At 50.7% G+C, this 18,054-nt stretch carries 13 protein-coding genes and 1 tRNA gene; 5 read left to right on the forward strand and 9 right to left on the reverse strand.

Annotated elements, in window-relative coordinates:
• Position 1: 1 nt before the first annotated feature.
• The 4 genes from infB to BLR73_RS08170 form a co-directional block, all read right to left on the reverse strand.
• Entirely contained in the window at positions 2–2,851 is a 2,850-nt protein-coding gene (gene infB, locus BLR73_RS08155) for a translation initiation factor IF-2 (protein ID WP_091860953.1), read from the reverse strand.
• 121 nt (positions 2,852–2,972) lie between these two features.
• On the reverse strand, positions 2,973–4,232 hold the full coding sequence (gene nusA / locus BLR73_RS08160) for a transcription termination factor NusA (protein WP_028906567.1): 1,260 nt from the start codon (positions 4,230–4,232) through the stop codon (positions 2,973–2,975).
• A 77-nt stretch (positions 4,233–4,309) separates the two neighbouring features.
• The gene (gene rimP / locus BLR73_RS08165) at positions 4,310–4,777 is read right to left on the reverse strand and encodes a ribosome assembly cofactor RimP (protein WP_013065455.1); all 468 of its coding nucleotides are present in this window, start codon (positions 4,775–4,777) and stop codon (positions 4,310–4,312) included.
• 110 nt (positions 4,778–4,887) lie between these two features.
• Positions 4,888–6,648, reverse strand: coding sequence for a S41 family peptidase (locus BLR73_RS08170; protein WP_233456383.1), 1,761 nt, complete (start codon positions 6,646–6,648; stop codon positions 4,888–4,890).
• 171 nt (positions 6,649–6,819) lie between these two features.
• On the opposite strand from BLR73_RS08170, the gene BLR73_RS08175 reads away from it, so the two are divergent.
• Both BLR73_RS08175 and BLR73_RS08180 read left to right on the forward strand, forming a co-directional pair.
• Positions 6,820–6,893 (forward strand) — tRNA-Asn (locus BLR73_RS08175).
• A gap of 130 nt (positions 6,894–7,023) precedes the next feature.
• The gene (locus tag BLR73_RS08180) at positions 7,024–7,314 is read left to right on the forward strand and encodes a hypothetical protein (RefSeq protein WP_143010906.1); all 291 of its coding nucleotides are present in this window, start codon (positions 7,024–7,026) and stop codon (positions 7,312–7,314) included.
• 62 nt (positions 7,315–7,376) lie between these two features.
• Here the strand turns inward: BLR73_RS08180 and BLR73_RS08185 are convergent, their stop codons facing one another.
• Genes BLR73_RS08185 through BLR73_RS08200 form a run of 4 tightly spaced genes read right to left on the reverse strand, consistent with a single transcriptional unit; the run spans position 7,377 to position 13,844 of the window.
• The gene (locus BLR73_RS08185) at positions 7,377–8,555 is read right to left on the reverse strand and encodes an MFS transporter (RefSeq protein WP_013064642.1); all 1,179 of its coding nucleotides are present in this window, start codon (positions 8,553–8,555) and stop codon (positions 7,377–7,379) included.
• 33 nt (positions 8,556–8,588) lie between these two features.
• Entirely contained in the window at positions 8,589–10,976 is a 2,388-nt protein-coding gene (locus BLR73_RS08190) for a GH92 family glycosyl hydrolase (protein ID WP_091860961.1), read from the reverse strand.
• 20 nt (positions 10,977–10,996) lie between these two features.
• Positions 10,997–12,100, reverse strand: a complete 1,104-nt coding sequence (locus BLR73_RS08195; protein ID WP_091860964.1) for an ROK family protein — start codon at positions 12,098–12,100, stop codon at positions 10,997–10,999.
• A 22-nt stretch (positions 12,101–12,122) separates the two neighbouring features.
• Complete coding sequence (locus BLR73_RS08200) at positions 12,123–13,844, reverse strand: class I mannose-6-phosphate isomerase (protein WP_013063792.1); 1,722 nt, start codon at positions 13,842–13,844, stop codon at positions 12,123–12,125.
• Positions 13,845–14,832: 988 nt separating this feature from the next.
• On the opposite strand from BLR73_RS08200, the gene BLR73_RS08205 reads away from it, so the two are divergent.
• A complete protein-coding gene (locus tag BLR73_RS08205; RefSeq protein ID WP_143010907.1) occupies positions 14,833–15,180 on the forward strand; it encodes a D-Ala-D-Ala carboxypeptidase family metallohydrolase in 348 nt (115 codons plus the stop codon).
• 47 nt (positions 15,181–15,227) lie between these two features.
• Here the strand turns inward: BLR73_RS08205 and BLR73_RS08210 are convergent, their stop codons facing one another.
• Positions 15,228–15,548 carry a TfoX/Sxy family protein gene (locus tag BLR73_RS08210; RefSeq protein WP_091860967.1) on the reverse strand — a complete coding sequence of 107 codons (321 nt, stop codon included), beginning with the start codon at positions 15,546–15,548 and terminating at the stop codon, positions 15,228–15,230.
• A gap of 219 nt (positions 15,549–15,767) precedes the next feature.
• Here BLR73_RS08210 and gpmI point away from each other — a divergent pair, with 219 nt between their 5' ends.
• Both gpmI and BLR73_RS08220 read left to right on the forward strand, forming a co-directional pair.
• Entirely contained in the window at positions 15,768–17,288 is a 1,521-nt protein-coding gene (gene gpmI / locus BLR73_RS08215; protein WP_091860970.1) for a 2,3-bisphosphoglycerate-independent phosphoglycerate mutase, read from the forward strand.
• A gap of 96 nt (positions 17,289–17,384) precedes the next feature.
• Positions 17,385–18,050 carry a uracil-DNA glycosylase gene (locus BLR73_RS08220; RefSeq protein ID WP_091860973.1) on the forward strand — a complete coding sequence of 222 codons (666 nt, stop codon included), beginning with the start codon at positions 17,385–17,387 and terminating at the stop codon, positions 18,048–18,050.
• Positions 18,051–18,054 lie beyond the last annotated feature (4 nt).

Here is an 18,054-nt window from a genome sequence, read left to right on the forward strand (position 1 = left end):
ATTACAGTTTCTGTTCTACCTCAATCTCTGTGAAGGTCTCGATGATATCACCTACCTGGATATCGTTGAAGTTAACCAGTGAGATACCACACTCCAGTCCGCTTGCAACCTCCTTGGCATCGTCCTTGTAACGCTTCAGGGCGTCGATAGGAGCGGTGTGGATCACGATACCATCGCGGATAACGCGGGCCTTGTCCTTGTTGTGTACCTTACCGCTGGTAACCAAACCACCGGCAACAGTACCAACCTTCGAGATCTTGAATACCTGCTTAACCTCAATCTCACCAGCCAGAATCTCCTTCTTAACCTTATCAAGCATACCCTGCATGGTCTGCTTCACATCGTCGATAGCGTCGTAGATGATAGAGTAGGTATTGATTTCTACACCCTCGCGGTCGGCAGCCTTACGGGCATCGGCCGAAGGACGTACCTGGAATCCGATGATGATAGCCTCTGAAGCAGATGCCAGCATGACATCGTTCTCCGAAATCTGACCCACAGCCTTGTTGATCACGTTCACCTGAACCTTCTCGGTAGAGAGCTTGATGAACGAATCAGAGAGGGCCTCGATACTACCGTCGGTGTCACCCTTAACGATGATGTTCAACTCGTGGAACTCACCCAGAGCGATACGGTGCGACAGCTCGTCCAGTCCAAGCTTGGTGGTGGTACGCAGGCTCTGCTCGCGCTGCAGCTGGATACGCTTGTTGGCAATCTCGCGGGCCTCCTGCTCACTCTCCATCACGTGGAACGAGTCACCAGCAGTAGGAGCACCGTTCAAACCAAGAATGATAGCTGGCTCGGCAGGACCGGCCTTTTCAATGCGCTGGTTACGCTCATTGAACATAGCCTTTACCTTACCCCAGGCAGTACCTGCAATCACTACGTCGCCTACCTTCAGTGTACCGTTTGATACCAGTACGGTTGAAACGTAACCACGACCCTTGTCGAGCGAACTCTCGATAATGCTACCGGTAGCCTTACGGTTAGGATTAGCCTTCAGGTCGAGCATCTCGGCCTCGAGCAGTACCTTCTCCAGCAGCTCGTCAACGCCGATACCCTTCTTGGCGCTGATCTCCTGGCACTGATACTTACCGCCCCATTCCTCAACCAGCAGGTTCATGTTGGCCAGGTCCTCACGAATCTTATCGGGGTTAGCACCTGGTTTATCAATCTTGTTGATAGCGAATACCATTGGTACGTTGGCAGCCTGTGCGTGGGCGATGGCCTCCTTGGTGGTAGGCATCACCGAGTCGTCGGCTGCTACGATGATGATGGCGATATCGGTTACCTGGGCACCACGTGCACGCATAGCGGTAAATGCCTCGTGTCCTGGGGTATCCAGGAAGGTAATCTGTCGGCCATCCTTCAGCTTCACGTTGTAAGCACCGATGTGCTGTGTAATACCACCGGCCTCACCGGCAATCACGTTGGTGTTGCGGATGTGGTCGAGCAGCGATGTCTTACCGTGGTCAACGTGTCCCATCACAGTTACGATAGGAGCGCGGCTGATCAGATCGTTCTCGTCGTCCTCCTCCTCAGTAATGGCGTTCTGTACTTCGGCTGATACATACTCGGTGGTGAATCCGAACTCCTCGGCTACGATGTTGATGGTCTCAGCATCCAGACGCTGGTTGATAGATACCATGATACCGATGCTCATACAGGTACCGATAACCTGGTTCACACCTACGTTCATCATGGTGGCCAGCTCTGATACGGTAACAAACTCGGTAAGCTTCAGAATCTTGCTCTGTGCTGCCTCGGCTGCCATCTCCTCGTTCATGCGCTCTGCTACGGCATCACGCTTCTCACGACGGTACTTGGCACCCTTCTTATTCTGGTTCTTCGAGGTAAGGCGGGCCAGTGTTTCCTTAACCTGGCGTGCTACTGCCTCGTCGTCAACCTCCAGTGGCTTCTGGATGGGGCGGTTCTTCTTGTTCTTCTTGCCGCCACCGTTGTTTCCATCCTGGAAGTTCTGGTTGCCACCCTTGTTCTTCTTATTGTTGTTCTGGTTGCCGCCATTACGGTTGTCCTGACTGGCTGCAGCCTCGATGTCAACACGCTCCTTGCCGCCGTGAATGCGCTCGCGCTTCTTCTTCTCGCCGTGCATCTGGGCCTGCTTCTCCTCGCGCTCCTTGCGGCGCTCCTCCTTCGACTTCTTCTTCGGACGAGTGCTCTGGTTCAGCGAGTCGAGGTCGATCTTACCTACCACGTTAAAGTTAGGAGCCATCTTCTTCTCGCTCTTCAGCGTAAAGATGCTCTTCTGCTCGGTAGCGGCAGGCTTCTCCTCCTGCTTGGGCTCAGCTTTTACCTCGGGCTCTGGCTTAACCTCGGCTTTGGGCTCTGGTTTTGGCTCAGGCTTCACCTCAGGCTTTGGCTCGGGCTTGGGTTCGGGTTTTACTTCGGCTTTCACCTCGGGCTTTGGCTCAGGCTTAACCTCAGGTTTTGGCTCTGGCTTTGGCTCGGGTTTGGGCTCAGCCTTAGGCTCAGCGGGTGCTGCTGCCTGTGGCTTCTCCTCCTGATGCTTGGCGGGCTTGCCCACGCTGCTCAGGTCAATCTTTCCTAATGGAGTGAAAGTCTGCTTGATTTCATCCTTTACCTCAACGGTTTCAGATTTAAAGTCGGGTTTAGCTTTCTTCTCCTTTTTGGGGAATATCATAGCGGCCTGGTTTTTCACATCCTTGTCGCCCTTAAACTCCTTAACCAGCGCGTTGTACTGCTCGTCGCTAATCTTGGTGTTCATAGTGGCGTCGTTGATCTCGCCCAGGTTCTTCTTCTTCAGATAGTCAACGGCCGTCTGAAGTCCGATATTCAATTCTGTTAATACTTTATTTAATCTTACACCCATCTAATTCGAAAATTATAAAATTTAATAATTTAAAAATGTAACAATTAAAATGCTCAATGTAATTAATGCAATATCAGCGTTGCCAATTTTTACATTTTTACATTTTATCATTTTTAAATTGTTATTCAAACTCCGCGCGGAGTACATCCAGCAGCTGGTCGACGGTCTCTTCCTCCAGGTCGGCCTTCTCAATCAACATTTCACGTGGAGCATTGAGCACAGCCTTAGCTGTATCCAGTCCGATAGCCTTGATGGCATCGATAACCCACTGGTCGATCTCGTCTGAGAACTCATCCAGGTAGATATCCTCATCGGCCTCGCCTTCGTTAAGCACACGGAATACGTCGATGGTATATTCGGTAAGCATAGAGGCCAGCTTGATGTTCATACCGCCACGACCGATGGCCAGCGATACCTCCTCGGGCTGCAGATAAACCTCGGCCTTGTGGTTCTCCTGATCCAGGTTGATGCTCGAAATCTTAGCTGGGCTAAGTGCGCGCTGGATAAACAGCTGGGTGTTAGCCGAGTAGTTGATCACGTCGATATTCTCGTTGCACAGCTCGCGAACGATACCGTGCACACGGCTACCCTTAACACCTACGCAGGCTCCTACTGGATCGATACGGTCGTCGTAGCTCTCAACAGCCACCTTGGCACGGTCGCCAGGGATACGGGCCACACGCTTGATGGTAATCAGTCCGTCCTGAATCTCAGGTACCTCAGCCTCGAGCAAACGCTCCAGGAATACTGGGCTTGTACGAGAGAGGATGATACGAGGGTTGTTGTTCTCGTTCTGTACCTCCTTTACTACGGCACGTACGGTCTCGCCCTTGTGGTAGTTGTCGCCAGGAATCTGCTCCTGCTTTGGCAAGTGCAGCTCGTTACCCTCATCGTCAATCAGCAGTACCTCGCGCTTCCAAATCTGGTAAACTTCACCGCTAACTACCTGGTGAACCTTATCCTTGTACTTCTGGTAGAGTGAGTCGTGTTCCAGCTCCAGAATCTTCGAAGCCAGAGTCTGACGCAGGTTCAGAATGGCACGGCGACCAAACTTAGCGAACTGTACCTCCTCTGATACTTCCTCGCCAACCTCGTAGTCGGGCTCTATCTTCTGAGCCTCGCTCAGCTCAATCTCCTTGTTCTCATCCATCACCTCGCCGTCGGGTACTACCACGCGGTTGCGGTGAATCTCAAAGTCGCCCTTGTCGGGGTTTACGATCACGTCAAAATTCTCGTCCGAACCAAAAATCTTAGCGATAACGTTACGGAAGCTTTCCTCCAGTACGCTCACCAGTGTGGTACGATCGATGTTCTTGGTTTCCTTGAATTCCTGGAAGGTCTCAATCATTGAGGGGCCCTTCTCTTCTTTTTTTACTGCCATTCTTATATTGTTTTTTAATTTTTACCAAACTACAATCCTTGAATTATTACATTCTTGAATTTTTTAATTTTTACATTTTATTTAAAGGCCAGCACGTACTTGGCGTACTTCACCTCGTCCATCTGGTAGGTCTTATCTACATCTACCAGCACGGGGCGCTTCTTGCCTTCAATCTTCTGCTTTTCCTGTACGGTAATGGTAAAGCTTGGGGCATCTACTGCCTTCAGCGTGCCCTGCACCTTCTTACCATCGGCCTGCAGCACCTCAAGGGTGTCGCCAATGTGGTTCATGTATTGCTGGGCTACCTTAAATGGCTGACCTAAGCCGGCGCTGCCCACTTCCAGTTCGTATTCTCCGAGTTCCTCGCCCAGGCGCTCCTGCAGGAATCGGCTCAATGCTGCACAATCCTCGATCCATACACCATCGGCATGGTCAATCTCAATCACGATGCGGTCATCAGCCGCAAAGTTCACGTCTACTAGGAAGTACTCGTTGCCCTGCAACCACTCTTCCGTCAATGTCTGAATAATCTCTTTATTTATCATCTATCAGTTATTAAAATGTGAAATGAGAGACTCTTTCGAGCCTCTCATTCCGCTGAACGGGTGCAAAATTACGAATAATTCTGCAATCCTCCAAATTTTTCCACACTTTTTTATGCTAAATCACTAAAAATCATTCGTTTAGGGGCGTTTTTGGTGATATTTACGGGCGATTTCTTCTGCAGCTGTATCAGCTGGGCAGTCTGCTTGGGCTTCTTGGGCTGCAGTATTTTCTTGTACTCCTCCTGATTCTTCAGCAGGCGTATAGCCTCTTTCACCTGTTTGTCGTAGGCCAGGGCAGCCTCGATGGTGCCGCGCTGGTAGTAGTAGGCGGCAATGATATCAGTCTCAAGCACCTGTCGCAGCACCTTCTCGTGCTTGTCCAGGTCGGTAGCCACGTTGTGGTTCAGCTGCTTCTCCAGCTCGTCAAAAGTCTGCTTGGCATCATCGTAGTAGCCCTCAAACTTAGCTGTCTTTACCAGTTCGGCCAACTGCTTCTTGCTCACTGGGTCGTAAGTAAAACCGCTCTTGATGACGCGGGCCTTAAACTCCTGCCAGTCGGCATCGCTGATGTGGAACTCGGTAGCTGGTGCTATCTGCGGGTGCTTGGCAATGTAATCCACCACGTAGTCGAACATCACCTCGGTTGAGTCCTGTCCGCTGGCGCTCAGGTAGAAGGCAATGTTAGGTATGGTGTCGCCCTTCAGCTCTACATCGGGCATAATACCACCGCCATCGCGCACCTCGCGACCGTTGCGGGTGTAGAACACCTTGGTGAGCGAGTCGGGTATATGCTCCTGATAGCCCATGCCGCGCTTGTAGTTATAAGCCTGGATGCAGCGCCCGCTGGGGATGTAGTATTTCGAGGTGGTTACCTTCATGTTGGTATTGTAAGGCAGGTCGATAGGTATCTGTACCAATCCCTTGCCATACGTACGCGTACCTAATATAATGGCGCGATCCAAATCCTGCAGCGCGCCGCTGGTAATCTCGCTGGCCGATGCCGTCTCGCTGTTCACCAGCACCACCATGGGCATCACGGTGTCAACGGGCTCTACGCGGGTTTCGTATCCCTTGCTGGCCTGGCGCAGTTTGCCTCGGTTCTCAACTACCTTTACGCCTTTTGCCAACCAGATGTTCAAGATATCCACAGCCTCCTGCTCCGATCCGCCGCCATTGCCGCGCAGGTCGAATATCAGCGATGTGGCGCCCTGTTTCTTCAAATCCACAAATGCACGACGCACCTCCTTGGCGCATCCTTCGGTAAACTGGTTCAGCACGATGTAGCCCACGCCATCCTTTACACCGTAGTAGGGCAGTTCGGGAAGTTTGATGTTGCGACGTGTAATCTTAAAGTTCATCAGCTTACCCGTGCTGGGGCGCATGGCCTTCAGTACAAAGGTAGTGCCAGGCTCGCCACGCAGATGACTGCTCACGTAGCCCACCTCTTTCGATATCATCATCGAGTCGTCGATACTCAGTATGATGTCGCCCTTCTTCAGTCCGGCCTCGGCGGCAGGCATGTTCTCGTATGGCTCGTCAATCACCACACGGTCCAGTTTCTGGTGTTTGCGCACCACGGCGCCTATGCCTGCATACTTTCCTGTAAGCATCTGTCGCAGGTTCTTGGTCTCGTCCTGTGCGTAGTATTCGGTATAGGGGTCAAGACTGCGCAACATGGCGTTAATGGCTGTGCCCACCGTTTCCTTGGGGTTCAGCGTATCCACATACAGCAGGTCCAGATTCTTATATACGTGGTTCAGTATATCCAGCTGCTTAGCCACCTCAAAGTTATGGTCGCTGGTTTTCTGGGCCATTGTGGCGGTGGTGGATAGGGCCATCGCGCAAAGAGCTATCATTAATCGTTTCTTCATCATCCTATATAATTAATGTTTATGGCTGCAAAATTACAAGATTTACGGCGAAAAACGTGCATTTTTGTCTGAAAAATGAAAAAAATTAAGGTTTATAGTCATTTTTTTCCAAAAAAGTTTGGTAGTTTCAAAAAATCCTCGTACTTTTGCACCCGCTTAACAGCAATACCTGCTTCAGTAGCTCAGTTGGTTAGAGCACCTGACTGTTAATCAGGGGGTCGTTGGTTCAAGCCCATCCTGAAGCGCTTAAGTCCCAATCGCAAGGTTGGGACTTTTTTTTGTGATTTAACAAAAAAATAACGTTCGGTTAACCCTTTTTGCCATCGAAAGTAGTTATCTTTGCACCGTCAATCAATAAATAAGAGATATAAAATGATGAAAGCAACGGATAAACAATCGATTATTATTGCATGCGTATTCCTTAGTGTGCCATTCCTCAATATGCTTGGTAACCTCCAGTTTATGGGGTGGGGCTATATGGTAGGCAGCGCATTCTATGTAGCATTGTTGTTCACTATGGCAGTTGTCTTAATTAAGTATGCCACATCCAACGAGCAGATGCATTTTTCGACCGCATTGCTAAAGTGCGCCAGTAAATATTGGGCTTTCGCCTTTTCCTTCATGATGCTGATACTGGTGTTTATCAAATATGTTATTATGAGTTAGAAGCGAGAGGTCCGGCATTCGTTGTGAATGTCGGTCCTCTTGTGGTTGGGGCTAAACCATCCTTAGAATGGTCCGTGGCCCATGCAGCTGCCTGCGTGACCAAAAGCACAATAGGTGAGATAAAGCACGCAGCACAGCGTTACAAGGATGCCGCCGATGATGCCTATGGCGCCAATGGCGAAACCAATCACAGGGGTGACCACACCGCCGCCTGCAACGGCAGTTATCATCAGTCCTGAAATCTGATTGGCTTTGTCGGGTTGAGCCTGGATGGCCTTCGAATAGATGATAGAGAATACCGACGAGGCAAAAAAGCCCACGGCCCCGATGCATGCCAGGTTAACCATATCGTGCTCTACTGTCAGCATCACCAGCAGCGCAGCGATGCAACACAGGATATTGACTCTGAAATACTTGATGCTTGCCACGCGCGACAGCGCAAACACACCTATCAAGGCGCCTATGGTTCGACAGAAGAAATAAACCTGAGGTGCAAACTTTACTGCGTCCTCATCCCATCCGAACCGCATGGCCATCAGTTTGGAACTGATGTAATTGGTGCCCACATCAACACCCACGATAAAGAAAATGCCCAGAAACAGCTGAAGTATCGTTTGATTCTTCAGTAATGCGAACGAAGAAGAAAGGGATACCTGGCTCTCGGCAACAGCTGGTTCGCGCTTGATAGGGGTGAGCATCAGCCAAACCGCCGACAGTAGGGTGGTGAAACCCAATAGCGGGAAACAGTAGTACCACTTATCCTCGCCGCCATAGTTTACTGCCAGCAGTACGATTTCCGGACCTACCAGTGAGGATATTGCCTTGATAACCTGACCGGCAGTAAGACTGCTGGTCAGGAGTTTATCATCGGTTATCACATTATTCAACAGCGGATTCAGCGATACTTGCAGAATGGCGTTGCCAATGCCCAGCAGGGCATAGGCAAGCATGCAGGTTGTGCTGTTATAGGTCACCAGCGGCAGGAGCATGCCCACCACGGTGATACCCATACTCAGCAGAACGGTGTTTTTGCGGCCCCATCTGTTCATCTGATTGCCCACAGGGATGCTGAGGAACAGGAACCAGATAAATACCAGCGAAGGCACGAAGCCTGTCATCACTGGCGACCATCCGAAACTGCGCTGTACATAGTCGGACGAGATGCCTACGATATCGCAGAAGCCCATGATAAAGAACCCGAACAGTATCGGGAGGGCAGAAAAAATCGGTTTTTGTTTCATGATGATAGTTGTTGGAAGTTGGTGTACTGTTGATTACTGCGGACAATGAACGGGTGCTTCCAGTCCCCAGTTGTTATTGGGCTGAGTGCCCATTTTGAGCTTGAGTACACCACCCTTGAAGAGCTCATCGCGGAACAGCCAGCACTTGTTCCAGGTTTTGCCGTTCAGTTCGGCCGACTGGATATAGCTGGCACCAGCGCCATTACCTTCTGTTTCGATAACGAACGTCTTGCCCGATGCGTATTTGTCGCTCAACTGAATCTCGATTCTGTCGAACAGCGGACTGCCCAGCTGATAGGTAGGATGCTCGCAGGCACCGCCCTGCACATCAAACAAGCCCATCGCTGCCATCACAAACCAGGCACCCAGCTGGCCCTGGTCTTCGTCCTGACCGTAGCCATAACCATGCTCGCCAGTTGTGCCATAGAACTCCTCGCAAATCAGGCGGGTCCACTTCTGGGTGAGATAAGGCTTGCCTGAGAAGTTGAACAGCCAGGGGATGTGCAGACTTGGCTGGTTGCCATGATTATACGGACTGGCCACACCCGAGAAGGCATTCACCACCTTGCCGCCACCAAAGATGGTTTTTCGGGCTTCGGTGAAGACCGAGTCGAGGCGGTGATTAAACTCTTCCTGACCCATGCGGGCCACCAATGCCTCAGGATTCTGTGGCACAAAGAAAGTGTATTGGAAGGCGTTACCCTCCTGGAAACCGCGCCACGACTCCAGTGGGTTGAAATGATCGATAAAATCGCCGTTGGCCACGCGCGGACGAATCATCTTCAGATCGTCGTCGAACAGCTTGGCCCAACCGTTCGAGAGGGCCATCAGCTGCTTGTAGTCGGCCTCCTTGCCCAAGGCTTTGGCCAGCTGTGCTACCGCATAGGCGCTGAAACTATACTCTACGGTATGAGAAACCGAGAATTGAGATCCGCCACGATGTGTGCCATAGAAGATGCTGTCGTCGAAGGGTACATAACCCTTCTCTACAAACTGGCCCACATCCATCTTTCCTGCACCCTCGATACGGTTGTCAGAGCAGAGCTCGTTCTTCAGCGCAGCCTCGTAGGCAGTGGCTATATCAAAATCGCGAATGCCGCTGTTATAGGCGCCTGCAATAGCGATGCTCACCATATTGGTGCCTACACCCGACACGTACTTGCTGTTGGCAATGCCATCACCCAGCCAGCCGGCATCCTTGTAAACCAGCAGCTGACTGTTCACCCACTCGTTATAATACTCAGGATAAGCCATGGCCCATAGCGGTGTCAGGTTCCAGTAGGCGCCCCAGATGGCGTCGGTATTGTAATGATTGTGGAGAGGTTTCCCGTCTTTACCCGCAGGGATTACTCCCACGGTGCCGTCGTTCTTGGGATAGGCGCCATTCACATCGCTGGCAATTCCTCTGCCCAGCAGCACGTGATAAAGACCTGTGTAGAACTTGATCTTGTTGTCGTTCGTGCCGCCTGATACCTTGATGCGGTTCAGGGCCTTGTGCCACTTCTGGGTTGTAGCAGCCAGTGCCTCGTCGAATGTCAGGTTCTTGGCCTCTGTCTCCAGATTCAGCTTGGCATTGGCAATCGAGGTGTACGACAAACCGATTTTTACGTTTACCTGATCGTTCTGACGGGTGGTATAGTTCAGACTCATGATGGCACCAGGACCTTTAATCTCTGTACCGGCTTTCAGGCTGTCGCCCTGATAAAACACATCTACCGATGCAGGTGCCTTGTCGAGCACAGCATAGAAATACATCGATACGGTGGCGCCTGCCTGATATTTCTTCACATATTCAGGCTCTGTAACCACATAGCCCTCGATGGTGTTGCCGTCGATCTGATGGATATAGGCATCCTTCACAGCGCCACTCTCACCCTGGCGGTTACCGATGTTGAGCAGAATGTGCGACGACCTGGATGCTGGGAACGTGTAGCGTTGGAAACCCACGCGTGTTGTGGCTGTGAGTTCGGTTTTTACCTGATAGTCTTTCAGCAGTACCGAATAGTAGCCGGGATGAGCTGTTTCGCTATCCTTGTCGAAGCGCGAGCGGAAACCTTCGTCGGGTTTCTCCAGCTTGCCAGGCACCGTTTTCACCTCGTCTGTAACAGGCATGAGCGAGATGCCGCCAACCTGAAACTCGTGCAGACAGGGGAATCCGTCGATAGAGGTGTGACCATCCTCGTAGCCAATGGCTTCCCATCCCTGATTGTTGCCATAGGTGCCATTGGTCGAGGCGCCCAGTTTGGCCATGCCGAAAGGTTCGGCAGCGGGCGTGTAGAAGAACCAACGACTGTGAACGGTGCCCAGATTGGGCTTCACATAGTCAATCAGCGTTTCGTCGAGTGGGGTACTTGTTGTTGTGGAACAGGCTGCCAATCCAAGCAAGGACAGTATTCCTAAGATAAATCTAGATTTTTTCATTTTCTGTGTTATGTTTAAAGTTATCTGTTGTTGTCGAGTTGTGCTAAAGCAAATGTGTAGGCACCCAGTGCGATGGCGCGGCTGGCGCCCAGTTCAGATACCATCACACCAATCTTCGTGTCGCGTGAATATCTGGCACGCTTGTCCGACAGGGGCACCATTACCAGCGTGTCCTTCTCTTCCAGGAATCGGGCCATCTCGTGGGCATCGCTCAGGTTGTAAACATCCATCTGCAGACAATGGAATGTGTTGCCGGCAAAGGTTCCAACCTGCGATCTCAGTTCGCTCATCACGCCCGGCAGGATATACTTGGCTGCACCTGCCAAACCGCCGCCTATCACCACCATGCCATCAACGATGTTGAGGGCGTTGGCAATAGCGGCACCCGCCATCACACCTAACTCTCTGAAAGCGGCGATGGCAGCTGAAGGGTTGCCTGGTGTGGTGCCTTCGGCGATATCAAAGATATCCTTCGGTGTCAGGTTGGCGTCGTCGGTCTTCGACAATTCGGCATAAACCCTGCGCACGGCCCTGATGCTCACACTCTCTTCGGCTATCAGCTCAGGATATTTCTTGTTGCGCATAATCCACACATCACCGCCACAGCCGTTATCGCCTGTCAGCAGTCGGCCATCGATGACGACACCTGCGCCGAATCCTGTTCCCAAGGTGATGCCAATCAGGTTGCGATAGCGCTTGTTGCAACCATGCGATGCCAGCAGATTGTTGATGGCAGGCAGCGAACCAGCCAGTGCTTCGCCATAGGCAAACAGGTTGCCGTCGTTGTTGATGAAAACGGGGATGCCAAACTTCTCTTCCAAGAAAGGACCTAAGGCCACACCGCCCCTGAACGAGGGGAAGTTGGGCAGGTCGCCAATGATGCCATGTTCGTAGTCGGCAGGCCCTGGGAAAGCAAAACTAATGGCCACAGGCTTTGATGGCAGCTGCTGCATCACCTGCGAAAATCCTTCAACCAGAACGTGCAGACAAGCCTCGGTATCATCCGTCACAGCAGCCAGTCGGATGGGCACTACCAGTTCCTTACACCCCTGGATGGCCGAGAATACGAAGTTGGTACCTCCTGCATCCAGTGTTAATACAATTCGTTTGTCGTGTTGGTACATAATATAATAGTGGTTTTAAAAATTAGCAACGTACGTATGCTTTGATGGTGACGCATGTCTTACCCTCCGAGGCGCCATAAGGACGGATGGTATATTCGCCTACGCAGGCAGGGATGATAAATGTTTCGGCATAGTGCACCACGAATGGCTCGAAGGCTTGGGTGGGACTCTCGATGATGGCCTCATCGCCTTCCAGCAGGTTGAATACATTCACACTGCCGTTGGTGGTATGATGCACGGACTTGCTGAAGGTGTGGCGACGGGTTTCGATAAACTCATTGCGATGCAGTCCCGTGCGCTCCTCCTGCCATCCGTCGCCCTCGGCAAGGGTTTCAAACTGATTGCGCAGATGTTGATATACATACTGCGTGTCGCGGCCCCAGTCGATCACATCCTTTCCACGTTCCACGTTGATGGGGCGCGGTTTGCCGTCCAGCCCCAGTCGTTGCCAGTCCCACAGCTTAAAGGTGAAAATGTTTGGCGTCGAACTGATTTCCAGCACCATGCTCTCAGCACCCGAGCAATGCACCGTTCCGCCAGGAATCAGAAAGTGGTCGTGCTTCTTGGCCTTAATCTTATTCACATATTTCTCGGTGTCGAACACAAAACCGCCTTTCTGAGCCTTACGCAGGTCGTCGATCATCGCATCCTTGTCGATACCTTCTTTCAGTCCCAGATACACCACAGCATCCTCTCCGGCATCCAGCAGATAGTAGCTCTCGTCCTGTGTATAGTACATGCCGAAATTCTCGCGGATAAACTGGGTGGTGGGATGCACCTGCAAACTCAGATTGCCACCGCCCATGGTGTCGAGAAAGTCGAAACGAATCGGAAAATCCTTGCCAAAACGGGCCTCTACAGGCTCACCGAGCAATGGTCGGCTCTTCAGCAGCACCAGATCGACCGAGGGCAGCTCGAAACGCACGCCGTTCACCTCGAACAGCAGACTGTTCTCCTCGGGCACACAGTCGAAACACCAGCCGAAGTTGGTTTTCGAGCGGTCCAGGTCGCACACCTCTTTCATCCACTGGCCGCCCCATGGAGCTGGGTCGAAGAAAGGTACCACGCGGAAGGGCGTTTTCGAGGTTTTCTCGATGCCCTGAAAAAAGGTACTGCTGTCAATCATCTTGGGTTCGCCTGCGATATGGGTGTCCAACCACCAGTCGATGCTTGTAAAGAGCTTGTCTTTGTACTTGTCGAGTACGCGCCAGTCGATAAACAATCCGCGTTTGTATTGGATCGACACGGCATCCTCGCGGTTGTCAACGCCCAGCGCCATCACCTCGTGCCTACGGAATCGCTGCTGTATCTCCCAGCGGGCCATGTCCACATACACCTTCAATGCGTTGGCAGGGGCCACCAGGCAGGCGCCAATACCAATCACTACTGTAGGCACTGTGGCTGTTGCCAGTTCGTTGCTGGCGGCGCGCAGTTTCTCTTCGCTGAAGAAATCGACCATTTTCAGGTTGGTGATGTAGCCAAACAGCACATCGTCGGTCATAAACGGTTCGGTCATCTTCCTGATTTCCTCTTCGGGCTTCATCAGGTCGCGGGTATTGATAATCTTTCCCCATCCCGAAAAAGCCTCGATGATCTCGTTTTCATACACGCCCGTATATAGGTCGATACACATTGCGTTGCCCTTTATAGCCCCTTTCAGCTGGGCCATGATGGCATCCCATCCCTGTAAGATATTCCCCTCAAACTTGGTCGAAGGAAACTTGTCATAATTTGATTTTCTCATTATTTATTTTAAGTCCAGTATGTTCAGCACATGTTGTTTCGGTTTGCAAAAGTATATCCCTATAAAGAATAAACAAAATTAATTTGCATTTTTTAAAAGATACTTCCTCAATTTGCATTTTTTTCAGATGAATAGCCCCATCTGCAGGGCATATTTAGTTCATACTTCGGGTTAATTTTGGCACGGATGACGCGGCTCTCTTTTAGAGAAACACAGCTTTTGTGTATTGGCTATAACCGTGTCCTTTTTTAAAAAAGGCCGTGTAATCCGTGCCTAAAACTTAGTCTCCGTTGGGGCCGTCGTCGATGCCACCGCTGTCGCAATACTTGCCGATGTTCTGCAACTGTTCCTTTGCTTTTACTTTCAATGCCATAATCTTTAATTTTTAGTTTGTAAAAATAATTTTTAATGTTTAATCTTTAATGTTTAATGTCTCAACTCCGATGTAGATTTGCGCCCTCGTGAGGGAGATTTTCCTAGTGCACGTGGGAGAATATTTTTCCTTGCGCGGGGGCATTATTCTTATTTTTTGTTTTGACGATGCAAATGTATGGTATTTTGATTGCGGTTCATGAACGATTCGGCCCATTATTTTTCGTTTTCTCGGATTTTTCCTGCCGCGGTCGCGATGGTCAAAGTCATTTTGGTCAAAATCGAAAACCAACTGTCAAATTCCGCCACTATAATATAAATATTCTATTTATATATAGTGAGCAATGACCGCGTTTCCGAAATCGAAAATGACCACTTTGACCTTGACCACTATGACCACCGCCCCGATTCAGGGCACCCTCGCGATTCGCGACGGTGCCTACGAAACCCGAGACTTTTTTTTATTGTTAATCCGTACCCCCTACGCGTACCCCCTGCGTAGGGGGGATGGCAACACCCGCAAGGCAGTGCTTGCCATGTAGATAAAGAGGACCGAGAGGATGGGGTAACGATTCGTGACGCCATCGGAAGTTGGGAAAATAATCAAGATTGCTTTGTGCAGCTCTGGCGTAGGCTGGAGATGCTGCGAAGTGAGTGGAACCGACGATATGGAGAGGGTAACGACCCCATTATCATCAACAGTGGATTCCGTTCGGAGGCGGTTAATAATGTGATTGGAGGTGTGGCTACCAGTAACCATCTTACTGGCTGTGCAGCCGATATCCGCGTGGCTGGCATGGAGCAACTTATCCGATATGCCACCATCCTGCTCGATGTCAGCGATCAGTCGAGAGAAGACTTTGACGAGCTGCTGTTAGAGTATTCGCCCAGGGGCGGCTATTGGCTCCACTTTGCCGTAAAAGCAAAAGGGAATCGACGAAAAGTAAGGCTTATACAGGCGTAAAATAGTAACCGCCGATGTATCTCGAAAAAGATGCGTCGGCGGCTTTTTTATTTCTTCTTCTTGGGCTTTGGCTCAGGGAGATGTTTGCAGGTTTCTTTGACCAGGGCGGATAGGTAGCCGTGATCGTCTACATCGGCGATGTAGAAGTAGGGCTTGGCACCGGGGTAGGGTGGGCGCATATCGATGGTGCGCAGCATCTCACGTACGGCATCGGTGGGCTTGAGATAAAAGTGGTCGTCGCAAATCAAACCGAATATCTTGCCATCGCAATAGATGCCGTAGTCGCCAAACATCTTCTTGGCTACAATCTCGCCCGCACCGCTACACTGGTCGGCGATGTACTGTACAAGGTCTGCATTGCTTGCCATGATGATAGGGATTACTTAAACAGATACCATATATACAAAAAGAAAAATTGTTAACTTGATGTTGCAAAGATAATTGTTTTTTGCGAACCGAACGTATTGATATACAGAGTTTTTTGTTTTTTTATCAATAAACATGGATGCGTAATGCGGCTATGATAGTTTTTTTTCGTAACTTTGCACGCGATTTTAAGAACGTACGTTTAAATTAGTAATAAGATTATGGCAAAGAAAGCACTTTTGATGATTCTCGATGGATGGGGAATCGGTAAGCATGGTAAGGGTGATGTGATTTTCAACACTCCAACTCCTTACCTCGATCTGTTAACAGCTACTTCGGCTCACTCTCAGCTCCAGGCATCTGGTGAGGATGTAGGTTTGCCCGACGGACAGATGGGTAACTCAGAGGTGGGTCACCTGAATATCGGTGCTGGACGCATCGTTTATCAGGACCTGGTAAAGATTAACCGCGCCTGCAAGGACGGCTCTATCATGGAGAATCCACAGGTTAAGGCTGCTTACACCTATGCCAAGGAGAACAACAAGAAGCTGCACCTGATGGGACTGACATCTAACGGAGGTGTACACTCTTCGCTCGACCACCTGTTCAAGCTCATCGAGATTGGTAAGGCTTACGGTCTGAAGAACCAGACTTTCGTACACTGCTTCATGGATGGTCGTGATACCGACCCCAAGAGCGGTAAGGGCTTTATCGAGCAGATTAGCAAGGTTTGTGCCGATAACGACGCTGCCATCGCATCAATCGTAGGTCGTTTCTACGCTATGGACCGCGATAAGCGCTGGGAGCGTGTAAAAGAGGGTTACGACCTGATTGTGAAGGGTACTGGTAAGCAGAGCACCGATATGGTTGCTGCTATGCAGGAGAGCTACGACGAGGGTGTTACCGACGAGTTCATCAAGCCAATCCACAATGCCGCTGTTAACGGTTGCATCGAAGAGGGTGATGTAGTTATCTTCATCAATTTCCGTAACGATCGTGCTAAGGAGATGACTATCGCGCTGACTCAGGAGGATATGCCAGAGCAGGGCATGAAGACCATCCCTGGTCTGCAGTACTACTGCATGACTCCATACGACGCTAACTTCAAGGGTGTGAACATCCTCTTCCCCAAGGAGAACGTTGAGAATACACTGGGCGAGTATCTGAGCAAGCAGGGCAAGAAGCAGCTGCACACTGCCGAGACCGAGAAGTATGCTCACGTAACATTCTTCTTCAACGGTGGTCGCGAGCAGCCATACGAGGGCGAGGATCGTATCCTGGTTCCAAGTCCAAAGGTTGCTACCTACGACCTGAAGCCTGAGATGAGTGCCTTTGAGGTGAAGGATAAGCTGGTGGCTGCTATCAACGAGGCTAAGTACGACTTTATCGTAGTTAACTTTGCTAACGGCGACATGGTAGGTCACACAGGTATCTACAATGCTATTGCCAAGGCTGTTTGGGCTGTTGACAACTGCGTGAAGGATGTAATTGAGGCTGCTAAGGCCAACGACTACGAGGCTATCATCATTGCCGACCACGGTAATGCCGACAACGCTATCAATCCCGATGGTACACCAAATACCGCTCACTCGCTGAACCCCGTGCCTTTCATCTATGTAACCAACAACAACTCGGCTACAGTTAAGGACGGACGTCTGGCCGACGTGGCTCCTTCAATCCTGCACATCATGGGTCTGGAGCAGCCTGCCGACATGACTGGTGAGAACCTGATTTGCGATTAATGTTTTAGGCACGGATTACACGGATTTCACGGATTTTTGATAACGAAAAAATAATCTGTGTTAATCTGCGTAATCCGTGCCAAATTTTAAAAGAATATGGCAGTACAGATAGAGGAATCTTGGAAGGGACACCTTAGTGGCGAGTTTGAAAAGCCTTACTTTACGCAGCTTGCTGAGGCTGTGCGAAAGGAGTATCAAACTACTACCTGCTATCCCCCAGGCAAACTGATATTTAATGCCTTTAACCTGTGTCCGTTCGACCAGGTAAAGGTAGTGATTATCGGTCAGGACCCCTATCACGAGCCAGGACAGGCACACGGACTGAGTTTCTCGGTTCAGGACGGTATCCAGTTTCCGCCCTCGCTGCAGAATATCTTCAAGGAGATTCAGGCCGACCTTGGTACGCCTATCCCCACATCGGGCAATCTTACCCGTTGGGCCGAGCAGGGCGTGCTGCTGCTTAATGCATCGCTTACCGTTCGCGCTCATCAGGCCAACAGTCATTCGCAGCTGGGGTGGCAGAAGTTTACCGATGCCGCTATTCAGGCGTTGGCGCAGCATCGCCAGCACCTGGTGTATATGCTGTGGGGCGGCTATGCCCGCTCGAAGGCGTATATGATTGACAAACAGAACAACCTGGTGCTTGAGAGCGTACACCCATCGCCACTGAGTGCCAATCGTGGCGGCTGGTTCGGTCAGCACCAATTCTCGCGCTGTAATGCCTATCTCGAACAAAACGGCCAGGCTCCCATACAATGGTAAAATT

It is taken from the genome of Prevotella sp. khp1 (assembly GCF_900102205.1).
Lineage (GTDB): Bacteria > Bacteroidota > Bacteroidia > Bacteroidales > Bacteroidaceae > Prevotella > Prevotella ruminicola.

Coding starts and splice junctions, on each gene's coding strand:
- rimP (WP_013065455.1), bottom strand. CDS start 4,777: ATGATAAATAAAGAGATTATTCAGACATTGACGGAAGAGTGGTTGCAG.
- BLR73_RS08185 (WP_013064642.1), bottom strand. CDS start 8,555: ATGAAACAAAAACCGATTTTTTCTGCCCTCCCGATACTGTTCGGGTTC.
- BLR73_RS08180 (WP_143010906.1), top strand. CDS start 7,024: ATGAAAGCAACGGATAAACAATCGATTATTATTGCATGCGTATTCCTT.
- BLR73_RS08200 (WP_013063792.1), bottom strand. CDS start 13,844: ATGAGAAAATCAAATTATGACAAGTTTCCTTCGACCAAGTTTGAGGGG.
- nusA (WP_028906567.1), bottom strand. CDS start 4,232: ATGGCAGTAAAAAAAGAAGAGAAGGGCCCCTCAATGATTGAGACCTTC.
- BLR73_RS08190 (WP_091860961.1), bottom strand. CDS start 10,976: ATGAAAAAATCTAGATTTATCTTAGGAATACTGTCCTTGCTTGGATTG.
- BLR73_RS08210 (WP_091860967.1), bottom strand. CDS start 15,548: ATGGCAAGCAATGCAGACCTTGTACAGTACATCGCCGACCAGTGTAGC.
- gpmI (WP_091860970.1), top strand. CDS start 15,768: ATGGCAAAGAAAGCACTTTTGATGATTCTCGATGGATGGGGAATCGGT.
- infB (WP_091860953.1), bottom strand. CDS start 2,851: ATGGGTGTAAGATTAAATAAAGTATTAACAGAATTGAATATCGGACTT.
- BLR73_RS08220 (WP_091860973.1), top strand. CDS start 17,385: ATGGCAGTACAGATAGAGGAATCTTGGAAGGGACACCTTAGTGGCGAG.
- BLR73_RS08170 (WP_233456383.1), bottom strand. CDS start 6,648: ATGAAGAAACGATTAATGATAGCTCTTTGCGCGATGGCCCTATCCACC.
- BLR73_RS08195 (WP_091860964.1), bottom strand. CDS start 12,100: ATGTACCAACACGACAAACGAATTGTATTAACACTGGATGCAGGAGGT.